The organism is Cupriavidus sp. 8B (assembly GCF_054589115.1).
The window spans coordinates 20,752-38,415 of record NZ_BAAILO010000135.1 but is presented as its reverse complement, the minus strand read 5'-3'; the positions used below and the strand labels follow the sequence as shown (position 1 = coordinate 38,415).

The following is a 17,664-nucleotide window of genomic DNA, read 5'->3' as shown; positions in this document are numbered from 1 at the left end:
AGCCAAAATCTCGTCATCAGAGCCAATTTTCCTGACCGAGCACGTTGTTATCCGCCTGAACGCCTCAATTCACCCGGCTTGTTCAGCGTAGCCTTAAGCCCTGCTTTGGCAATGGCGGCGCGGGCAATATCGCAGGAACTCTTGAACTCTGCCGTTCCGACCGGATTGAACTGGAAGCTGCAATGAGCTGGATCCGCATGCACAGAAATCGGGGCGGACTGCTGCGAGCGCTCCAGTGCAGGGTTCGCGTAGTGCGTCAGCGCCTTGAACAGCGGGAAGAAGAACACAGCGGCCAGCAGGCAGCCCGACAAGAAGACCGGCTTGCGCCCGATGCGATCCGAGAGCTTGCCAAAGATGACATAGAAAGGCGTGGTGACGATGGTCGCGACGATGATGAGCAGGTTGGCCGTGCCGCCATCCACTTTCAAGGTCTGCGTGAGAAAGAACATCGTGTAGAACTGACCGGCGTACCAAACCACGGCCTGGCCCATGACCATTCCGAACAATGCCAGGAACACCAGTCGAAGATTGCGCCATTGCCCAAACGCCTCAGAAATGGGCGCTTTAGAGGTCGCGCCCTCCCGCTTCATGCGCTCAAACTCCGGCGACTCGTGCAGCGACAAGCGAATCCGCAACGAGATCAGCAGTAGCAGCAAGGAAACGAGAAACGGCACCCGCCAGCCCCAAGCCGTGAAGCTCTCCTCGCCGAGGAAATAGCGCGTGGGAAGAATGACAGCCAGCGATAGGAGCAGGCCCAGCGCGGCTGTCGCCTGAATCCACGCGGTCTTCGCGCCCCGCTCATTGTTCGCCGCGTGCTCGGCGACATACACCACGGCACCCCCGTATTCTCCGCCAAGCGCAAGGCCCTGCAACATGCGCATGGCGACAAATAGAATCGGTGACGCAATGCCGATCTGCGCGTAGCCGGGCAGCAGACCGATCGCGAACGTAGCTGCACCCATCAGCGCGATGGTTACCATGAAGGTGTACTTCCGACCGACGATGTCCCCGATTCGCCCGAAGACAAGGGCGCCGAAGGGGCGCACCGCGAAGCCGGCGGCGAAGCTAAGCAGCGTGAAGATAAAGGCTGCCGTGGGGTTGACGCCAGAAAAAATGTTCGCCGAAATCTGAACGGCAAGAGAACCTGCGAGGAAGAAGTCGTACCACTCAAACATGGTCCCTAGGGACGACGCCAGAATCACACGACGTTGCGTGCTCCCTGACTCGATTTTCGGCGGCGCCGAGGCGATGGCGCCTTCTAGTCTTGCAGTCATCATTTGTCTCCGTCGATTACCAACCGATCCCCTCGCTGGAGGTCAGTCCGGCGATCGTTGTCAGCTCACCTCGTTCGTGAGGCTCCCCGTTTTATGTGGCGAAGTATAGGGATGACTTCAATCGATGAAAAATATTGAATCCATATAGCTCCATCGCTTATTCTTATCGAATGGCCGGCTCCATCGAGAGCCGGCACTTCACCGACAGGCCAAGCGGAAATGGAATTTAAGCAACTCAAATACTTCGTCAAGATTGCGGAATTGGGCAACATGACGCGGGCCTCCGAAGCTCTGTGCATTGCCCAGCCCGCGTTGAGTCAGCAAATTGCCAACTTGGAGTCCGAGTTGGGGGCCAGACTGCTGGATCGCGGCGTCTATGGGGCGCGGTTGACCAGTCCTGGAGAGGTTCTATATGGCTATGCCAAGTCGCTACTTCGGCAGCAAGAAGACGTGCGGCAAGCCGTATCACAGGAGGCGCTTCATCCGACCGGTCGCACGGCTATCGGCATTCCCGGCAGCACGGGAAAGATGTTGGCTGAGCCGTTGTTACGCAGCATCCTGGCCACGGGCGCGATTTTGCTGGAGATCGTCGAGCGCCCGAGTGCCGAACTGGTGGACCTCGTCGCCGCAGGCAAGCTCGACATCGCCGTCACCGTGGACGCCCAACCCCGACGTGGCGCTCAGATCACGCCGCTTTTCACCGAAGCACTGTATGCGGTCCTTCCACAAGCGGCGGCCGGCGACCGCCAAGCCCTGAAACTAAAGGAACTGGCCGACAGTCCGCTCATCCTCCCCAGCGCGCCGAGCACGATCCGGCAACGTGTCGAGGCGGCCATGCTGGAAAAGCGGCTGAAGTACCGGTTGGTCAGCGAGGTGAGCGCCACGGACATGCTGATTCGCCTCGTCGCGGCAGATCTGGGCTGGACAGTACTACCTTGGTCCGCGCTCTCCGACGAAGTGGCGCGTCAGACACTGATCGCCGCTCTACCAATTGCCGGCTACCGGCTGGACCGTGAGATCTCCTTGTGTGTATCCGATACCTTGCCGCTGAGCCGAGCCGCTGAAGTCGTTCGCGCGACGACAATTGACATCCTCAGTCAACTCCTGGCGTCGGGAAAATGGAAGGGTACCCATGCGCTGCCAGGCTCGCCGCTCACCGCTGATCGATCGTAATTTCTTATTGACCCATCCACATTCCATATTTTTTTGCGAGTGAATGCCTTCTTATACTGCTGCGTATCGAGGGTTGGCAAGCAGCGCGCCGGCCTGGCCGCAAAATGGACAAGGAAGGTGAAATGAGCGAAGAGAACGACGTATTCGAGCAACCGCTGAAGGGCGTCAAGGTCCTGGAGTTGTCTCAAATCATGGCGGGCCCTACTTGCGGTCTGATGCTGGCGGATATGGGCGCCGAAGTCTATAAGGTTGAAAAATTTCCGGGCGGAGACGATGCGCGCAACTATCGCCGGGAGGGCGACAGTGGCCTCCCTCCGTCGTTCATGATGCTCAACCGCGGCAAGCGCTCGATCGGCATCAACGTCAAATCCGAAGAAGGCAAGGCCACGCTGCTGCGCATGGTTGCCCAGGCCGACGTTCTCACCGAGAACTTCCGCCTCGGCGTGATGGAACGCCTCGGCCTCGGGTATGACGTCCTGAGAGAAGTAAACCCCGCGCTCATCTACTGCTCCATCACCGGCTATGGCCGCGAAGGGCCGCTCGCCAAGAAGGGCGGATTCGACCTGATCCTGCAAGCGTTCAGCGGCCTTATCAGCGTCACGGGCGAGGACGGCGGCGAGCCGGTAAAGCCCGGCGTCTCCATCGCCGATGTCAATGCCGGCGTCCTCGCGGCGGTCGGCATCCTCGCCGCGTACATCCACCGCTTGCGCACCGGGAAAGGCATGCGCGTTGACACGTCTCTGCTTCAGGCCTCGATGCAGCAACTCTATTGGTATGCCGCGGGCTACTTTTCTCGCGGCATCATTCCCAAGCCTTCTGGCACGGCCCATCCGCTCATCGCTCCCTACCAGGTCTATCGCTGCCAAGACGGCCGCTTGGCGATCGGTGGCGCCAACCAGGCAAACTGGGAACGTATCGCGGATGTGCTTGGACACCCCGAGTGGAAGGCAGACCCGCGCTTTGACACCCCCGACCTGCGCTTGGCCAATCGCAAGACGCTGGCCACGCTGATCGAATCGGTGTTGGCCGCAGAGACGCTTGCGACCTGGCTGGCACGATTTGACGCCGCGTCCATTCCCGCCGGCCCCGTTCAGGACGTCGGCCAGGCGCTCGAACACGAACAAGCCCGTGCCGTTCACATGGTTGTAGATGTGGATGCCCCTGATGGCGGCAGCACACGGGCACTTGGCCTACCCATCCTCTTCAACGGCAAGACGCAGATTGCAAGCAGCGCCCCGCCGCGCGTTGGCCAGGACACTGCAGAGATTCTGCGGGAATTCAACTTCACCGACGCAGAGATCGATCGATTGGTCAACTGCGGCGCCGTACTTCAAGCGTCGAGACCCGTCCAGATCGGCGCCCGACTGGCTGCTGAGGCCGTTACCCCTTGATCGCAGTGGAGACCGACATGTTTACTGAAGCAGCACTGGCAAGCTCTCAAGGCATCTCCTTGACGGCCGCCCTTCACCCTCAGCTCAGGCTGACGGTGGAAGGCGGGATCGCCTTGCTGACCATCAACCGACCGGAGAAGCGCAATTCGCTGACATTGGCCATGTGGCGTGCAATCGGCCATGCGATGACCGAACTCAATGCACGCCCGGAGGTTAGGGTCATCGTGCTTACGGGCGCCGGGTCCAGCTTCTGTGCCGGCGCGGACATCTCAGAATTCGCAACCGTTCGCGCGAATGAAGAACAGGTCGTGGAGTATGAGTCGGCGGTGGACGGCTGCTGCGATGCAATCGAATCCGTATCGAAACCCACCATCGCAGCCATCAACGGCTTCTGCATGGGCGGTGCTGTCAATGTCATCATGGCGTGTGACTTCCGTTACTCCGTGTCCGGGGCGCAACTTTCCATCCCCGCAGCGCGGCTGTCCATCGTCTATGGCATCAAGGGGACCCGCCGCCTGTTTGAACTGGTCGGGCTGGCGAACGCCAAGCACATCCTGTTCTCCGGCGCCCGCATGTCCGCTGCCGAGGCGCATCGGATTGGCCTGGTCGATATGATCGCCGACGACGTTCTCGCACACACCCAGGAGGCCGCTGCGGTACTTGCCGACAACGCTCCCCTTTCGATCAGCGGTGCCAAGACAATTCTCAACAGCCTGGCATCGGGAAGCCCCCCCATGACTGCGGCTGCAGTCCAAGCTCTCGTCGATCAGGCCGCAGGAAGTCTGGACTACGCAGAGGGTCGTCTGGCCTTCGCGGAGAAGCGACGCCCCGTATTCTGCGGTAGCTGATCGCCCCAATCGAAATGGTTTCACATCGTCGCCTGCGCTTGTGAGGCCGATGATTGGCGCGCGGCCAAGGCCGCGCAAGCTCGAAGAAGAAAATAGAGATCCACCAGGAGACAACATGCTTTGGAACATGAAGCACCTCGTTGCTTTCGCAGCCATCTGCGTTGCTGCCACCGCGTCGGCCCAGGACGTCTTTCCTTCGAAGCCGCTGCGTATCGTCATTGGCTTCCCTCCAGGGGGCGCAGCCGACACCATCGCGCGCATCTATGGCGATGCCCTGTCCAAGGAATTGAAGCAGCCTGTCATTATCGATAACCGTCCCGGTGCCGGCACGACGATTGCCGCCGACTTCGTGGCAAAATCGGCGCCCGACGGCTACACCCTGTATATCGGCGGGGCTAGTCTGATGGGCGGCGACAACGCACTCTACAAGAAGCTGCGCTACACGTCGGCGGACTTCGCCCCGATCAGCCAACTGACCACGGCCCCGCTGCTGCTCGTTGCGGGCAAATCGTCGAACATTAAGAATGTGGCCGACCTCGTGCAGAAGGCAAAGCAGCAGCCTGGATCGTTGAACTACTCTTCATCAGGCAACGGCGTCATCACCCACCTGGCAGCGGTGCACTTCGCCAAGCTGGCAGGTATCACGATGACCCATGTTCCATATAAGGGTGGCGCACAGTCCGCCCAGGCGGTCGCCGCCGGCGACGCCCAGATTACCTTCGCCACCCCGGCATCGGTCCAGCCGATGATCGATGCCGGCAAAGCCGTACCGATCGCAGTCACTTCGGCGAAGCGCTCGCCGGTAATGCCGAACTATCCGACAGTAGCAGAGTCCGGTGTGACGGGCTATGGCATCTCGAACTGGTACGGGCTATTTGCACCGACAGGCACTCCGCAGAACATCATCAACCAACTGTTTGCGGCAACGACGAAGGTCCTAGTGGACGCCGCACTGCAGAAGCAGCTAGCCGCCCGTGGCGAGGAGGCGGCACCGTCGAAATCGACAAACGACTTCAAGGCATTTGCCATGCGTGAAGGGAAGCTCGATGTGGATCTGATTGCCCAAAGCGGCGCCAGGATCGATTGACGCAACGCTTAGATCGACGTGTCGGGGCTCTCGGAGCGACCCACGTGCATGCGCACCAGGGCTCCGAAAGGTCAAACTCCGGTCATCTCGTTCCACTTCAACTGGAAACACGTCTCGGCCATCGCGGGACTGAGTTATCACAACGGCCTGCTCCGCCTTTACGACGACGCGATCTAGAGCGCACCGCTGGAAGCAGGCTGAGTTGTGGCGACGTCATCATTCAGGCAAGGAACAATAGTCATTTGTAACTTGATAACGTGAGCAAGGACTATTCTGTCGGTGCGTTGCCGGGGATCAGGCCGCGTGATTTGAGTTCGTGCCAGAATGCCTTCGGGACGAGGTGGGCCGCCGCGCCGATGTTTTCGAGAACGGCCGCAGCGTTCTGCGCGCCCAGCAACACTGTGCTGACAGCCGGATGCAGCTTCACGAACTCGATCGCCGCCGATACCAGCGGAACGTCGAACTGCTCGCAGACGGCCTCGATCTGCCTGACACGCACCAAGATGTCTTCCGGCACGCGTTGATAATCGTAGGACAGGTTGTCCGCCTTGGTGCCGGTGGCGAGGATCCCTGAGTTAAATACGCCGGCTGCGATAATTGAAACGTTTCGCCTCTGCAGTTCGACGAACGCGCCCTCCAGCGGCGCATGGTTGATCAGCGAGTAGCGTCCCGCAATCAGCGCGCAGTCGAAATTGAATTCGGAGGTGGCGCGCAATACCGAGTCGGTGTCGTTCACACCGAGGCCAACGGCAGACACATAGCCGCCGCTGCGCAGTTCATCCAGCGCCTTATAGCCACTGTTGCGAAGCTGGTCCCAATAGATACCAGCCTGGTCGCCGTGCCAGGCCTCCCCAACATCGTGCATCAGCAGCACGTCGATGAAGTCCTCCCCCAGGCGGAACTGGCTGCCCTCGAAAGAGCGCATGATGCCGTCGTAGGAGTAGTCGTATTCGGCGACGAAAGGCAACGGCTCGACCCAGTCGATCGCGTAACGGCCCTTCGCCTCTTGGAAGCGGTTGGCTGGCTTGAGGATGCGGCCAGCCTTGGTGCTCAAGGTGACCTGCCGGCGGATGCCGAGCTCACGGACCGCGTGACCAAGGTAGTACTCGGCCTTGCCGTAGCCATAGAACGGCGCGGCATCAAAGTAGCGGATGCCACCCTTGAAAGCGGCTTCGATGGCCTCTTCCACCTCACGGTAGGAGACGCGGTGGTTATAGCCAGCCATCCCGACCATGCCCAGCCCAAGAGGGCTCACCATGGCCTGCGACTTTCCTAGCGGGTGCTTGCGTGAATCGGACATTGCGATCGCTCCTAATCTGTCTGTTAGCTTTTCCATGGCATGCCCCTGCCGGAAATCCGGCACGCCGGAGGGGCACTCGTGCATCAATAGTTGCCCTTGGGCCAGTCCGTGTAACCCTCGGCGCCGCCGCCGTAGTAAGCCTCACGCGGCGCCACTGCCAGCTCGGCGCCGTGACGCAGGCGCTCGACTAGGTCCGGGTTGGCGATGAACGGACGGCCGAATGCCACCGCGTCCACCTTGCCCTCGGCGCGTCGCACAACAGCAAGTTCCCGGTCGTAGTTGTTGTTGCCGATATACGGGCCGTCGAACAGCGCGCGCAGCGCGTCCAGGTCAACGCCCTCGGGCACATAGCGGGAATCGGCTGTTGCGCCCTCCACAAAGTGCAGGTAGGCCAGCTTGAACTTGCCCAGCTGCTGGATCAGGTAGCCATAGGTCGCCATGACGTTGCTGTCGGGCGGCGTGTTGCCGACATTGGGGGTGACCGGCGAAAGGCGGATACCGACACGCCCGCTACCCCAGATCTGGACCACGGCCTCAGTGACCTCGAGCGTCAGGCGCGCGCGGTTTTCGATGGAGCCACCGTACTGGTCAGTGCGATGGTTCGTCGAATCCCGCAAGAACTGATCCAGCAGATAGCAGTTGGCCGAGTGAACCTCGACGCCGTCGAAGCCCGCGCGCTTGGCGCATTCGGCGGCATGCCTGTATTGCTCGATGATGCCCGGAATCTCTGAGGTCTCCAGTGCTCGCGGCATCGAGACTTCGAAAACACCGTTTTCGGTGTAGGTAGTGCCTTCAGCCTTGATTGCTGAGGGAGCGACGGGCGCCTCTCCAGTCGGCTGCAAGTCGACGTGGGAATAGCGTCCCACATGCCACAACTGGGCCACGATCTTGCCGCCGGCGGCATGCACGGCATCGGTTACCTTCTTCCAACCCGCGACCTGTGCTTCGGTCCAGATGCCAGGCGTCATCGCATAGCCACGCCCCTGCGCAGAGATATTGGTGGCCTCGCTGATGATCAGGCCCGCGCTCGAGCGCTGGGCGTAGTAGGTCGCATGCAGTTCGTTCGGCACGCCGTCCTCGCCCATGCGGCTGCGCGTCACGGGTGCCATGATGATGCGGTTTGCCAGCTCCAGCGCTCCCATCTTGTAGGGCGCGAAGAGATCGGTTCTAAAGGTGTTGTCGGTCATAGGAATGTTCCCGGTCGTAGTTGACCAGTCGTCTAGTGAATTTGCAAAAAAAACGAACGCTAGGAAAGCGCTCGTTCCGTCATGTCGAGAGCGGTTTGGAAAGGCCTCGTATCCTTGCCTACCTTGACCAGCAGCGAAGCGCCCAGCCACGTCTGATAAAGAGATTCTGCCAACGCCTGTGCGGCAACTTCGGACGAAATCGAGCCTTCCGATTGCCCTTGTGCGATGCACTTGGCCAGGCGGCCGACGATCGCCCTGGTCCCCTTCTCCAGCACTACTCTCATGTCCTCGGAGAAGTCGCACACCTCGGCGCCCAGCTTGACGACCAGGCACTTGCCGTCAGGCAAGTCTGTGCCTTGCGTTTCGGACCAATAGTGGAAATAGCCAAGCAATCGTTGCGAAGCCGTACCCTCGCCGCCCAGCAGTGCATCGACCTTGGACAGGTATTCGGCAAAGTACTCTTCCAGCAGCGCCTGGCCGAACTCTTCCTTCGAGCGGAAGTAATAGTAAAACGACCCCTTGGGCACACCGGCAGCGCTGACCACTTCGGCCAGCCCCACGGCGGTATAGCCCTTGGCGGTCATCAACGACTTGGCCACATCGAGGATGTGCTGTCGCATTTCGGAAGACGGTTTCTTCATGGAGACGAACTCTAGCACAAAAACCGACCGGTCGTCTACAATGTCAAGCCACGACGCCCAACGGGGCACCCGATAGGGATTTCTTATCCCTCTATCGCAATTCCATATTGTTGCCTTATTGATCAGCCTCATACACTGACGTGACAACTCGGAAGAGCGGGCAACGCAAGAATCTGATTTCGGCGCAATGGATCTTCGACAACTTCGCTACTTTCTCCTGGTCGCCGAGGCCGGTGGCTTCACACGTGCCGCCGAGAGAGGGCACGTCGCACAGCCCGCCCTCTCCTCCCATATTGGCCGGCTGGAAGAGGAGCTTGGGGTCCAACTGTTTGAACGTACGACAAAGGGCGTGGAGTTGACACGTTCCGGCCAGGTTTTGTCCGAGCACGCCTACGAATTGTTCCGAAGCGTCCAGCTTGCCAAGGACGCTGCCCGGCATGCCAGTGACGAAGTGCAGGGTGACGTGGCGTTAGGCCTGCCATGCACCGTATCCATGCTGCTGACTCTGCCACTGTTAACGCAGATGCGCAGCCTGTGGCCACAAGTGGCCCTGCGCCTGGTCGAGGCGCATTCCGGCTGGCTGCTTGAATGGCTGCAGGCGGGCCGCCTTGATGCTGCCGTTCTTTTCGAGACGCCCGCCAGCAAAGGCCTTCACGTCGTCCCGCTGCTGGAGGAAGACCTGTTTCTGGTCAGCCCTTCCGATACCGCTGGCCTGTGCGAAGACACCACGGTAACGATGCGCGAAATCGGCGACCTACCGCTTCTGCTTCCGGCGCGGGGACATGGCCTGAGAACGGCCATTGAGCGTGCAGCGACATCGGCCGATGTCGAACTGAAAGTCGACGTCGAAATGGATGCCCTCGCCAATATCAAGAAGGCAGTGGCGGGTGGACTTGGCCACACCATTCTTCCGCATCCCGCCATCGAAGACGAGCTACAGCGAGGTGAGGTGTGGGCGCGACGCATCGTTGATCCTCCTGCCGTACGCACCGTGGTCCTGGCCGTGCGCGACGAAAGAACCTTGTCAAAAGCGCGAGACAGGGTTCTGGAGACCGCACGTACTCAGATTATCGAACTGGTTCAATCCGGACGTTGGCCCGCAAGGCTGCATACTTAGTATCCGGCTCCTGAGGATCACCCTTCCCAGTTCGCCTTCGGGAAACTGGCCGCAGCCACCCGGGCGGCCTTTCGGACATGCGCAGCGCAAAGGCTGCGCGCACGGCGCGTGTCCCGCGCCTCCAGGGCCGCAACAATCTCCCTCAGTTCCGCCAGCGTCTGCGGCAATCGGCCGGGCTGCCCCAGGGACATGCGCCTAAGCAGGATCACCCTGTTGTTAAGCTGGGTCAGCAACTGGGCGACTACGCGGTTGCCACAGCCCTCCAGCAAGATCGCGTAAAAGCGATTCTTGGCATCCAGGAGCTTCTCCGTGGGGGCTGGCTGTACAAAGCGTTCGAGTTCCTGCAGGGTTGCTCGCAGACGCTGCAGTTGTTCCGAGGTCGCGTGCCTGGCAAATCCCTCCCCAACCAACGCTTCAAGGGACTCACGGACCTTGTAGATATCCCGTGCTTCTTCGGCCGTGAGACTGGAGACGGACGGTCCCCGGTGCAGCACGATCTGAATCAGGCCTTCGGCTTGCAAATGTTGCATGGCTTCACGCAACAGCGTGCGGCTGATCCCGAGCGAATCGCATAGTTCCCGCTCAACCAGCTTTTCTCCCGGAGCGAACCGCCCGCTGAGGATCGCCTGGCGAAGGCGGTCTGTGACCTGCGCACGCAGTGAACTGGACTCGCGCGAGATAGAGAGAATTTCGTCGTTCATCGGAACCCGGACTGTCGCGTGACGTGACATCCGTAGTATGCCAAACCTCCGCCGACGCAGCCATAACGAAACTGATTGTACGACAATCGTAAAACGGTATTGGCCCTCCCGCGGCCCCGGGCCGTAGAGTCTCCAGCAAGGCCCGCCATAGCATGCGTGCCAGACAAAGCAGCGAATCGCTGCGCATAAAGGAGACACGGTGAAAACCCTCAAGCCATTGCGCGCCCTGGCCGCGCTGACGTGCGGCATCGCACTTTCCGTGCAGGCACATGCTCAGAAGCCGGCCGAACTCAAGGTAGGCATCACCACGTTCCTGTCCGGCCCAGCCTCCGTGTTTGGGGTACCCGGCAAAGCCGCAGCAGAGCAGTGGATCGAAGAGTTCAATGCCGCCGGCGGACTCAACGGAACGAAGCTTGTTCCGTACTTTCTCGATGAAGGCACTGGCGGAGACAAGCTGCTCACCGAATACAGGCGCCTCGTGCAGGATCAGGGCGTCAAGGTCATGCTCGGATCGATCTCCAGCGGAAGCTGCAACATCATCGCGCCGGTCGCCGAGGACCTGAAGGTGCTCAACATCCTTTGGGATTGCAGCACCGAGAAGATCCTCGAAGATCGCCGGTACAAGTACGTGGTCCGTACAACCCCTCAGGCCACGCAGGAAATGGTCGCTGCTGTGTTTCACCTGCTGCGCACCAAGCCTGACTTCAAGACCGTCGCCGTGGTAAACCAGGATTACGCTTGGGGACGGGACTCATGGGAGCTGTTCCGGGGCGCTCTCACCGCGCTCAAGCCGGATGTGAAGATCGTTGCAGAACTCTTTCCGAAGTTCGGCGCGCCGGATTACTCCACCGAGATAACCCGGCTGGCGGCACTCAAGCCAGACGTCGTCCTGACAACCATGTGGGGTGGTGATCTCGACACCTTCGTTCGCCAAGGTGCACAACGCGGGCTGTTCAAGAACAGCCAGTTCGTCATGCCTTTGCTCGAGAGCTCTTTGGAGCGGCTCGGTGCGACGACTCCAGACGGAATCCTGGTCGGGATGCAGGGCGACGCCTACTTCGCCGACCCCGAGTACCGCGACGACCCCAAAGTCAAGGCGTTCGTCGACAAGTTCCGCGCGAAGACTGGCGCGTACCCGATCTATCCCGTCAGCCACATGACGCAGGCCTTGCAAGCTATGGTGGATGCTCACGCCAAGGCCTTGAAGACAAACGGTGGCCAATGGCCCAGCACCGAGCAGGTCGCCTCTGCATTGCGAGGGCTGGAATTCCGCTCCCTGTCGCGGCCCATCCGCATGCGCGAAGACGGACAGGCCATGCAAGGGCTGCTAATGGGTGTCACGAAGAAAACATCCTCCTTGCCGTTCCCCGTGATCGACCAACTCACCTACATTCCCGCAGATATCGTGACTCCGCCTGTGGGGCAAAAATCGCCTGAGTGGGTCAAGACACTCAAGCCCGACCTGCTGAAGGCTTCGCAGATCAAGCCCGTCGCAGCACGCTGATCCGGGACACAGACATGAAAAATCCCCTTGCTTTCTTGCTGGGGCTGGTCGCGGCCGCCTCAATCGGAACCGCCCTGCCGAGTGCCAACGCGCAAACCACCAGGCCCGCCGAACTGCACATCGGCATCGCAACCTTCATGTCCGGCGCCGGTGCCGTCCAGGGCATCCCCGCCAAGGCCGGCGCCGAAATCTGGATCGATCAGGTCAACGCGGCTGGCGGTATCGACGGCGCCAAGCTGGTTCCCCACTTCATGGACGAAGGCCTGGGCACCGAGAAGCTGCTCAGTGAATATCGCCGGCTGATACAGGAACAGGGCGTGAAGGTCATGTTTGCCGCCATCTCCAGCGGTACATGCAATACCGTGGCGCCCGTTGCCGAGGACCTGAAGGTACTCAACGTCATGTGGAACTGTGGCACGGAGAAACTCCTCGAGGAGCGGCGATACAAGTACGTGTTCCGGACCGTCTCGAACGCCGAAATGGAAATGGCATCGGCGGCCATCCATCTGTTGCGGGTACGGCCAAACATCAAGACCATCGCCGTGGTCAACCAGGACTACTCCTGGGGACGCGACTCCTGGGAGATGTTCCGCCGCGCGCTGCTAGCACTCAAGCCGGATGTGAAGATCGTCGCCGAATTGTTCCCCAAGTTCGGCGCACCGGACTACTCCACGGAGATCACGCGTCTGCAAGCGTTGAGGCCGGAGGTAGTCGTCTCTACTGCCTGGGGCGGCGATCTTGACACGCTCATTCGCCAAGCCACCCAGCGTGGCCTGCACAAGACATCGCAATGGCTGCTTCCAATCGGCGAAGGTTCCATCGAGCGCCTAGGAAAGTCGATGCCGGATGGCGTGTTGATCGGCATGCGCGGGGATGCCTACTTCGCCGACCCTGAGTTCTCCAATGATCCCCGCCAGAAGGCTTTTGTCACTGCTTTTCGCGCCAAGACTGGTAGCTATCCCATCTTCGCCGTCTCCCAGCTGATAGCCGGCCTGCAAGCATGGGCCGATGCCCACGCCGTAGCGCAGCGGGCCGTCAAAGGCCAGTGGCCCAGCACGGAACGGGTGGCCGATGCCATGCGCGGCCTGCAGTTCCGTGGCCTCTCGCGTCCGATGCGGATACGAGAGGACGGCCAGGCACTCCAGGGCCAACTCATGGGCATTACGCGGACGGTGCCGGAGTATCCGTTCCCGATCGTGAATCAGCTGATCTACGTTCCCGCGGACCTGGTGGCCACGCCAGTAGGCCGCAAGAGCGCAGATTGGATCGAAACGCTCAGCCCCAGCATCGTGCGCAGCGATCGTATCCGCAGTATCGCTCCATCGCACTGAGAGCCTATATATGACACCTGATCTTTTCCTTCTGGCCCTGGCCGACGGCTTCTCCTACGCCGGGCTGCTCTTCCTTGTCTCACTCGGGCTAACGCTCATTTTCGGCGTCATGGGCATCGTCAATGTGGCACACGGAAGCTTGTATGCGTTCGGCGGGTACACGGCCGCCACGATCACCGGCGCGCTCATCAAGGCCGACGCGGGAACCATCGTCCTTCTCGCCGGGCTCCTCGCTGCAGCACTCATCGTGGGCGTCGTGCTTGGCTCCGGACTGGAAGCCGGCCTTCTGCGACGCGTGCAGAACAAGGACCCGATCCTGCAACTCCTCGTGACCTTCGCCGCCTTCATGGTGCTGGAGGATGTCCAGCGCCTGGTATGGGGAACGCAGCCTTACACGGCAAGCGAAATTGTCTCGAGACTGGGAACGCTTGAGCTATTCAGTGTCACCTATACGCGATACCAGCTCATCCTCATTCCCGTGATAGCGCTCTCCGTCTATGGCGGCCTGTTGTACTTCCTGCGCCGAACGCCGCTAGGCCGCCAACTCGTCGTCGTGACCCACAACCGCGAGATCGCAACCGCGCTGGGCATCAACGCCAAACGCATCGGTCTGCTGACGTTCGTCTTCGGGGGGGTCCTCGGCGCACTGGGCGGAGCCTTGGCCGCGCCGACTACCTCACTGGTTCCCGGCGCCGGTACGGACATGATCGTGCTCTCCTTCGCCGTCGTTGCTACGGCAGGCCTTGGCCAGATCACGGGCGCGCTCGTCGCCGCCACGCTGATCGGTCTGGCTCGCTCCATGGCTATCTACACGCTGCCGGAACTGGAAGTCGCAGTTCCCTACCTGATCATGGTCACGGTCCTGCTGGTGCGCCCCAACGGGCTGTTCACAGTCGTTCAAGCTCGGAGGATCTGATGTTAGTTCGATTCCTTGTATTCATCGGTTCGGCTACGGCACTGCTGCTTGGAATGGTTGCTCCGTGGACAAAAACGCCCGCAATCGTCTCACTAAGCTTCGGTCTCGCGGCGCTTGGCGTCGGCGTACTCATGCGCGCCGGCCAGATATCGTTCGGTCACGCCTTGTACGCATGCATCTCCGGCTATGCCGTGGCGTTCCTGGCGCGTGCATGGCCTGAACTCGACGCCCTTGCGCTGATCATCGGCGGCACGAGCGCCAGCCTTTGCGTCGGCGCCGTGGTGGGGCTGTTCGTGGTCCGCTATCGCGGCATCTTCTTCGGCATGCTCAATCTTGCCGTCTGCATGGTGCTGTATTCCCTGATCGGCAAGCTCTACACCTGGACGGGCGGCACCGATGGGCTTCGGATCGTCCGTCCCCACCTCGCCGGTGTGGAGTTCGACAGAAACGAATTTGAAACCGCCCTGCTCGTCCTGTCGCTACTGCTCTCCATCGGCCTCGGCTGGCTGGTGCAACGCTACTTCCGCTCCGCCAGCGGCGAAGCCATGGCGGGGATCAAGACGAACGAAACGCGCCTTGAGTACCTGGGCCTCTCACCCCGACGGATCCTGTGGCAAGGGTACATGCTGTCCGTCGCATTGGTGGGTCTGTCCGGCGCGCTCTTCGCGCTGATCCAGGGACTCGTCACCCCTGATATGGGCTCTTGGCTCAGATCGGGTGAGTATGTGTTCATCATCATTCTCGGTGGAGCGGGCCATGCCTTTGGTGCCTTCCTTGGCGCCACCGTGTTCGAGATCGTAAAACTCTATGCCGGCGCCTACATGACCGGCATCTGGCAGATGCTGCTCGGGAGCACCCTGATCCTGGTCATCCTGGCCGCCCCGGATGGCATTGTTGGACTCATGTCGCGCCGCAAGGCAACGTCAACCCCACCCACCACTAAGGAAGCAAGATGGAACCGCTGGTTCGCACGCAAGGGCTGACCCTCCACTTTGGCGGCGTCGTGGGCGCCGACAACATCGACTTCGAGCTGCACGAGGGAGAGCGTCTGGCTGTGATTGGCCAGAACGGGGCCGGGAAGACCACCTTCGTGAATATCTGCACAGGCTTCCTAAAACCGTCCGGCGGTCGCGTCTTCTTCGCCGGCCACGACATCACGGCCCTGCCTCCTCGCATCATCGTCCACCGAGGGCTAGCTCGCTCCTTCCAGCTACCGCAACTCTTCCTGGAGCACAGCGTACGCCAATGCCTGGAGATTGCCGCCGGTGCTCGCGCTCGCCGGATGAGTTTCCTGCGTTCGCTGGCCGACTCTGTCGATAAGTACGAGATCGACCACACGCTGGAACTGGTCGGGCTGCGTGACCGCGCCGATCTTCCTGCCTCCGCGTTGCCCGAGGGTCACCGAAAGCTGCTCGACGTCGCGATGGCACTGATGCTGCATCCCAAGTTGTTGATCATGGACGAGCCCACCAGCGGGGTCGCCTCGGAAGACAAGCATGCCCTGATGGCCACTTTGATGGGGGCGCTCGAAGAACGGCGTGTCACCTGCTGGTTCGTCGAGCATGACATCGATATCGTCAGCCGCTATGCAACCCGCGTCGCGGCCTGGATTGCCGGCCGTGTCGCCGCCGACGGCCCTCCGGCCGAAGTCTTGCGCAATGAGCAGGTGCGGCGCGAAGTTCTCGGGAGCGCGTGATGCTGAAACTGGATCGAGTGAGTGTAGAGCTGGCAGGCACCAGCGTGTTGAGATCCGTCAGCGCCGAACTTCACGCCGCGACCACCGTGGCGGTCGTCGGCCGGAACGGCGCCGGCAAAACCACGATGCTGCGCACAATCATGGGGCTGGTCCCGGCCAAGGCCGGTTCAGTCTCCCTGGATGGCAATGACGTCCTCAGGCTACCGGCGCACCGGCGCGCCGCACTGGGAATCGGCTACGCCCCCGAGGACCGTGTCATCTATCCGACGCTGTCGGTGCTTGAGAACCTGCGCCTACCCTGTGAAGTCCTTCGTCTCGGAGAGGCCGAAATCCGGGCCAGACTCGAGTCGGTAATGCGAGTGGTGCCTCAGCTCAAGGATATGATGCCTCGCTCCGGCGCTGCCCTTTCCGGAGGGCAAGGGAAGATGGTCGCCCTCGGGCGCGCCTTGATGGTAGGTACCCGGCTAGTGCTGCTCGATGAACCCTTCCAGGGGCTCGCCCCGGTACTCGCCCTGCAGTACGCGGAAGCCCTGGGACGGCTGCGCCAGTTGCAGCCTGACCTGTGTGTCGTGGTAACCGAGTCCAACGCGAGTCTGCTGCGCGACATCCCCGATCAAACCCTGACGCTCGAACGCGGAGCATTGCGGCCGAGCATCGAAATGCAAGCCGCCTGAGCGCGTGCTTGATCCTCAACAGCATTGGAAGGAGACAACAATCATATGGGCCAATTGACCAACAAAGTGGCAATCGTGACCGGCGGTGCCAGCGGATTCGGCGAGGGCATCGCCAAAGCCTACATCGCCGAGGGGGCCAAGGTGGTAGTGGCAGACGTCAACGGCGAGGGCGCCCGCCGGGTTGCCAACGAGCTGGGCGCGAGCGCGACGGCATTCACGTGTGACGTCTCAAAGGCGACAGATGTGAACGCAATGGTTCAGCACTGCGTGGACACTTTCGGCGTACCCAACATCGTCGTCAACAATGCCGGCGTTACCCACAAGAATCAGCCGATGCTGCAAGTTGACGAAGCCGCCTTCGACCGCGTGTTCGCGATCAACGTGAAGTCGATCTACTACATGACACAGGCGGTACTGCCGCACATGCGGGCTCGAGGCGACGGAGGCGTGATACTCAACGTCGGCTCGACCGCCGGAATCCGGCCCAGACCTGGCCTCACCTGGTACAACGCCTCGAAAGGCGCGGTCAATCTCCTGTCGAAAGCGATGGCCGTCGAACTGGGTCCGGAGAAGATCCGCGTCAATGCGATCTGCCCGGTAATTGGTCTGACGGCCATGTTCGAGCAGTTCCTCGGCGTGCCTGATACGCCGGAGAACCGGGCCAAGTTCCTGGCTACCATCCCTCTCGGTCGCTTCTCCGAGCCCCGGGACGTTGCGGCCGCAGCGGTCTTCCTCGCCAGCGAGGCAGCGGAATTCTTCACCGGCCTCGAGTTCCCGGTGGACGGCGGCCGGACCATCTGATACGACCAGGAGCACGCCGGACT

16 protein-coding genes and 2 pseudogenes are annotated in these 17,664 nt (G+C 61.1%); 13 read left to right on the top strand and 5 right to left on the bottom strand.

Annotated features, from left to right (window positions below):
- Nucleotides 1-95 precede the first annotated feature (95 nt).
- Nucleotides 96-1,277: pseudogene (locus ACYP5B_RS14495) on the bottom strand (MFS transporter); the annotation flags it as partial.
- 216 nt (nt 1,278-1,493) lie between these two features.
- Between ACYP5B_RS14495 and ACYP5B_RS14490 the strand changes: the two are divergent.
- The 5 genes and pseudogenes from ACYP5B_RS14490 to ACYP5B_RS14470 form a co-directional block, all read left to right on the top strand.
- Nucleotides 1,494-2,447: a LysR substrate-binding domain-containing protein gene (locus ACYP5B_RS14490; RefSeq protein WP_459570181.1), complete on the top strand. Its 954-nt coding sequence runs from the start codon at nt 1,494-1,496 to the stop codon at nt 2,445-2,447.
- A 122-nt stretch (nt 2,448-2,569) separates the two neighbouring features.
- Nucleotides 2,570-3,838 carry a CaiB/BaiF CoA transferase family protein gene (locus ACYP5B_RS14485; RefSeq protein WP_459570180.1) on the top strand — a complete coding sequence of 423 codons (1,269 nt, stop codon included), beginning with the start codon at nt 2,570-2,572 and terminating at the stop codon, nt 3,836-3,838.
- Between the two features lie 17 nt (nt 3,839-3,855).
- Entirely contained in the window at nt 3,856-4,686 is an 831-nt protein-coding gene (locus tag ACYP5B_RS14480) for an enoyl-CoA hydratase-related protein (protein WP_459570179.1), read from the top strand.
- A 115-nt stretch (nt 4,687-4,801) separates the two neighbouring features.
- Nucleotides 4,802-5,773: a Bug family tripartite tricarboxylate transporter substrate binding protein gene (locus tag ACYP5B_RS14475; RefSeq protein ID WP_459570178.1), complete on the top strand. Its 972-nt coding sequence runs from the start codon at nt 4,802-4,804 to the stop codon at nt 5,771-5,773.
- A 12-nt stretch (nt 5,774-5,785) separates the two neighbouring features.
- Nucleotides 5,786-5,947 (top strand): annotated as a pseudogene (locus ACYP5B_RS14470) (IS630-like element ISCARN39 family transposase); the annotation flags it as partial.
- A gap of 94 nt (nt 5,948-6,041) precedes the next feature.
- On the opposite strand, the gene ACYP5B_RS14465 reads toward ACYP5B_RS14470, so the two are convergent.
- The 3 genes from ACYP5B_RS14465 to ACYP5B_RS14455 form a co-directional block, all read right to left on the bottom strand.
- Nucleotides 6,042-7,073 (bottom strand): aldo/keto reductase, encoded by a 1,032-nt coding sequence (locus ACYP5B_RS14465; protein WP_459570177.1) that lies wholly within the window; start codon nt 7,071-7,073, stop codon nt 6,042-6,044.
- Between the two features lie 83 nt (nt 7,074-7,156).
- Entirely contained in the window at nt 7,157-8,260 is a 1,104-nt protein-coding gene (locus ACYP5B_RS14460; protein ID WP_459570176.1) for an alkene reductase, read from the bottom strand.
- Between the two features lie 59 nt (nt 8,261-8,319).
- The gene (locus tag ACYP5B_RS14455; protein ID WP_459570175.1) at nt 8,320-8,901 is read right to left on the bottom strand and encodes a TetR/AcrR family transcriptional regulator; all 582 of its coding nucleotides are present in this window, start codon (nt 8,899-8,901) and stop codon (nt 8,320-8,322) included.
- Between the two features lie 187 nt (nt 8,902-9,088).
- On the opposite strand from ACYP5B_RS14455, the gene ACYP5B_RS14450 reads away from it, so the two are divergent.
- Complete coding sequence (locus ACYP5B_RS14450) at nt 9,089-10,018, top strand: LysR family transcriptional regulator (protein ID WP_459570174.1); 930 nt, start codon at nt 9,089-9,091, stop codon at nt 10,016-10,018.
- Between the two features lie 17 nt (nt 10,019-10,035).
- On the opposite strand, the gene ACYP5B_RS14445 is transcribed toward ACYP5B_RS14450, so the two are convergent.
- Entirely contained in the window at nt 10,036-10,719 is a 684-nt protein-coding gene (locus tag ACYP5B_RS14445; protein WP_459570173.1) for a GntR family transcriptional regulator, read from the bottom strand.
- A 199-nt stretch (nt 10,720-10,918) separates the two neighbouring features.
- On the opposite strand from ACYP5B_RS14445, the gene ACYP5B_RS14440 reads away from it, so the two are divergent.
- The 7 genes from ACYP5B_RS14440 to ACYP5B_RS14410 are packed head-to-tail and all read left to right on the top strand — an operon-like array spanning nt 10,919 to nt 17,641.
- Nucleotides 10,919-12,223 (top strand): ABC transporter substrate-binding protein, encoded by a 1,305-nt coding sequence (locus ACYP5B_RS14440; protein ID WP_459570172.1) that lies wholly within the window; start codon nt 10,919-10,921, stop codon nt 12,221-12,223.
- Between the two features lie 14 nt (nt 12,224-12,237).
- Entirely contained in the window at nt 12,238-13,554 is a 1,317-nt protein-coding gene (locus tag ACYP5B_RS14435; RefSeq protein WP_459570171.1) for an ABC transporter substrate-binding protein, read from the top strand.
- Nucleotides 13,555-13,564: 10 nt separating this feature from the next.
- Complete coding sequence (locus ACYP5B_RS14430; RefSeq protein WP_459570170.1) at nt 13,565-14,470, top strand: branched-chain amino acid ABC transporter permease; 906 nt, start codon at nt 13,565-13,567, stop codon at nt 14,468-14,470.
- The gene (locus tag ACYP5B_RS14425; protein WP_459570169.1) at nt 14,470-15,453 is read left to right on the top strand and encodes a branched-chain amino acid ABC transporter permease; all 984 of its coding nucleotides are present in this window, start codon (nt 14,470-14,472) and stop codon (nt 15,451-15,453) included. The genes ACYP5B_RS14430 and ACYP5B_RS14425 overlap by 1 nt, the downstream gene beginning before the upstream one ends.
- Nucleotides 15,423-16,166: an ABC transporter ATP-binding protein gene (locus tag ACYP5B_RS14420; RefSeq protein WP_459570168.1), complete on the top strand. Its 744-nt coding sequence runs from the start codon at nt 15,423-15,425 to the stop codon at nt 16,164-16,166. Before ACYP5B_RS14425 ends, ACYP5B_RS14420 begins: the two co-directional genes overlap by 31 nt.
- A complete protein-coding gene (locus ACYP5B_RS14415; protein WP_459570167.1) occupies nt 16,166-16,840 on the top strand; it encodes an ABC transporter ATP-binding protein in 675 nt (224 codons plus the stop codon). The genes ACYP5B_RS14420 and ACYP5B_RS14415 overlap by 1 nt, the downstream gene beginning before the upstream one ends.
- Nucleotides 16,841-16,885: 45 nt before the next feature.
- The gene (locus ACYP5B_RS14410; RefSeq protein ID WP_459570166.1) at nt 16,886-17,641 is read left to right on the top strand and encodes a glucose 1-dehydrogenase; all 756 of its coding nucleotides are present in this window, start codon (nt 16,886-16,888) and stop codon (nt 17,639-17,641) included.
- Nucleotides 17,642-17,664: the final 23 nt, after the last annotated feature.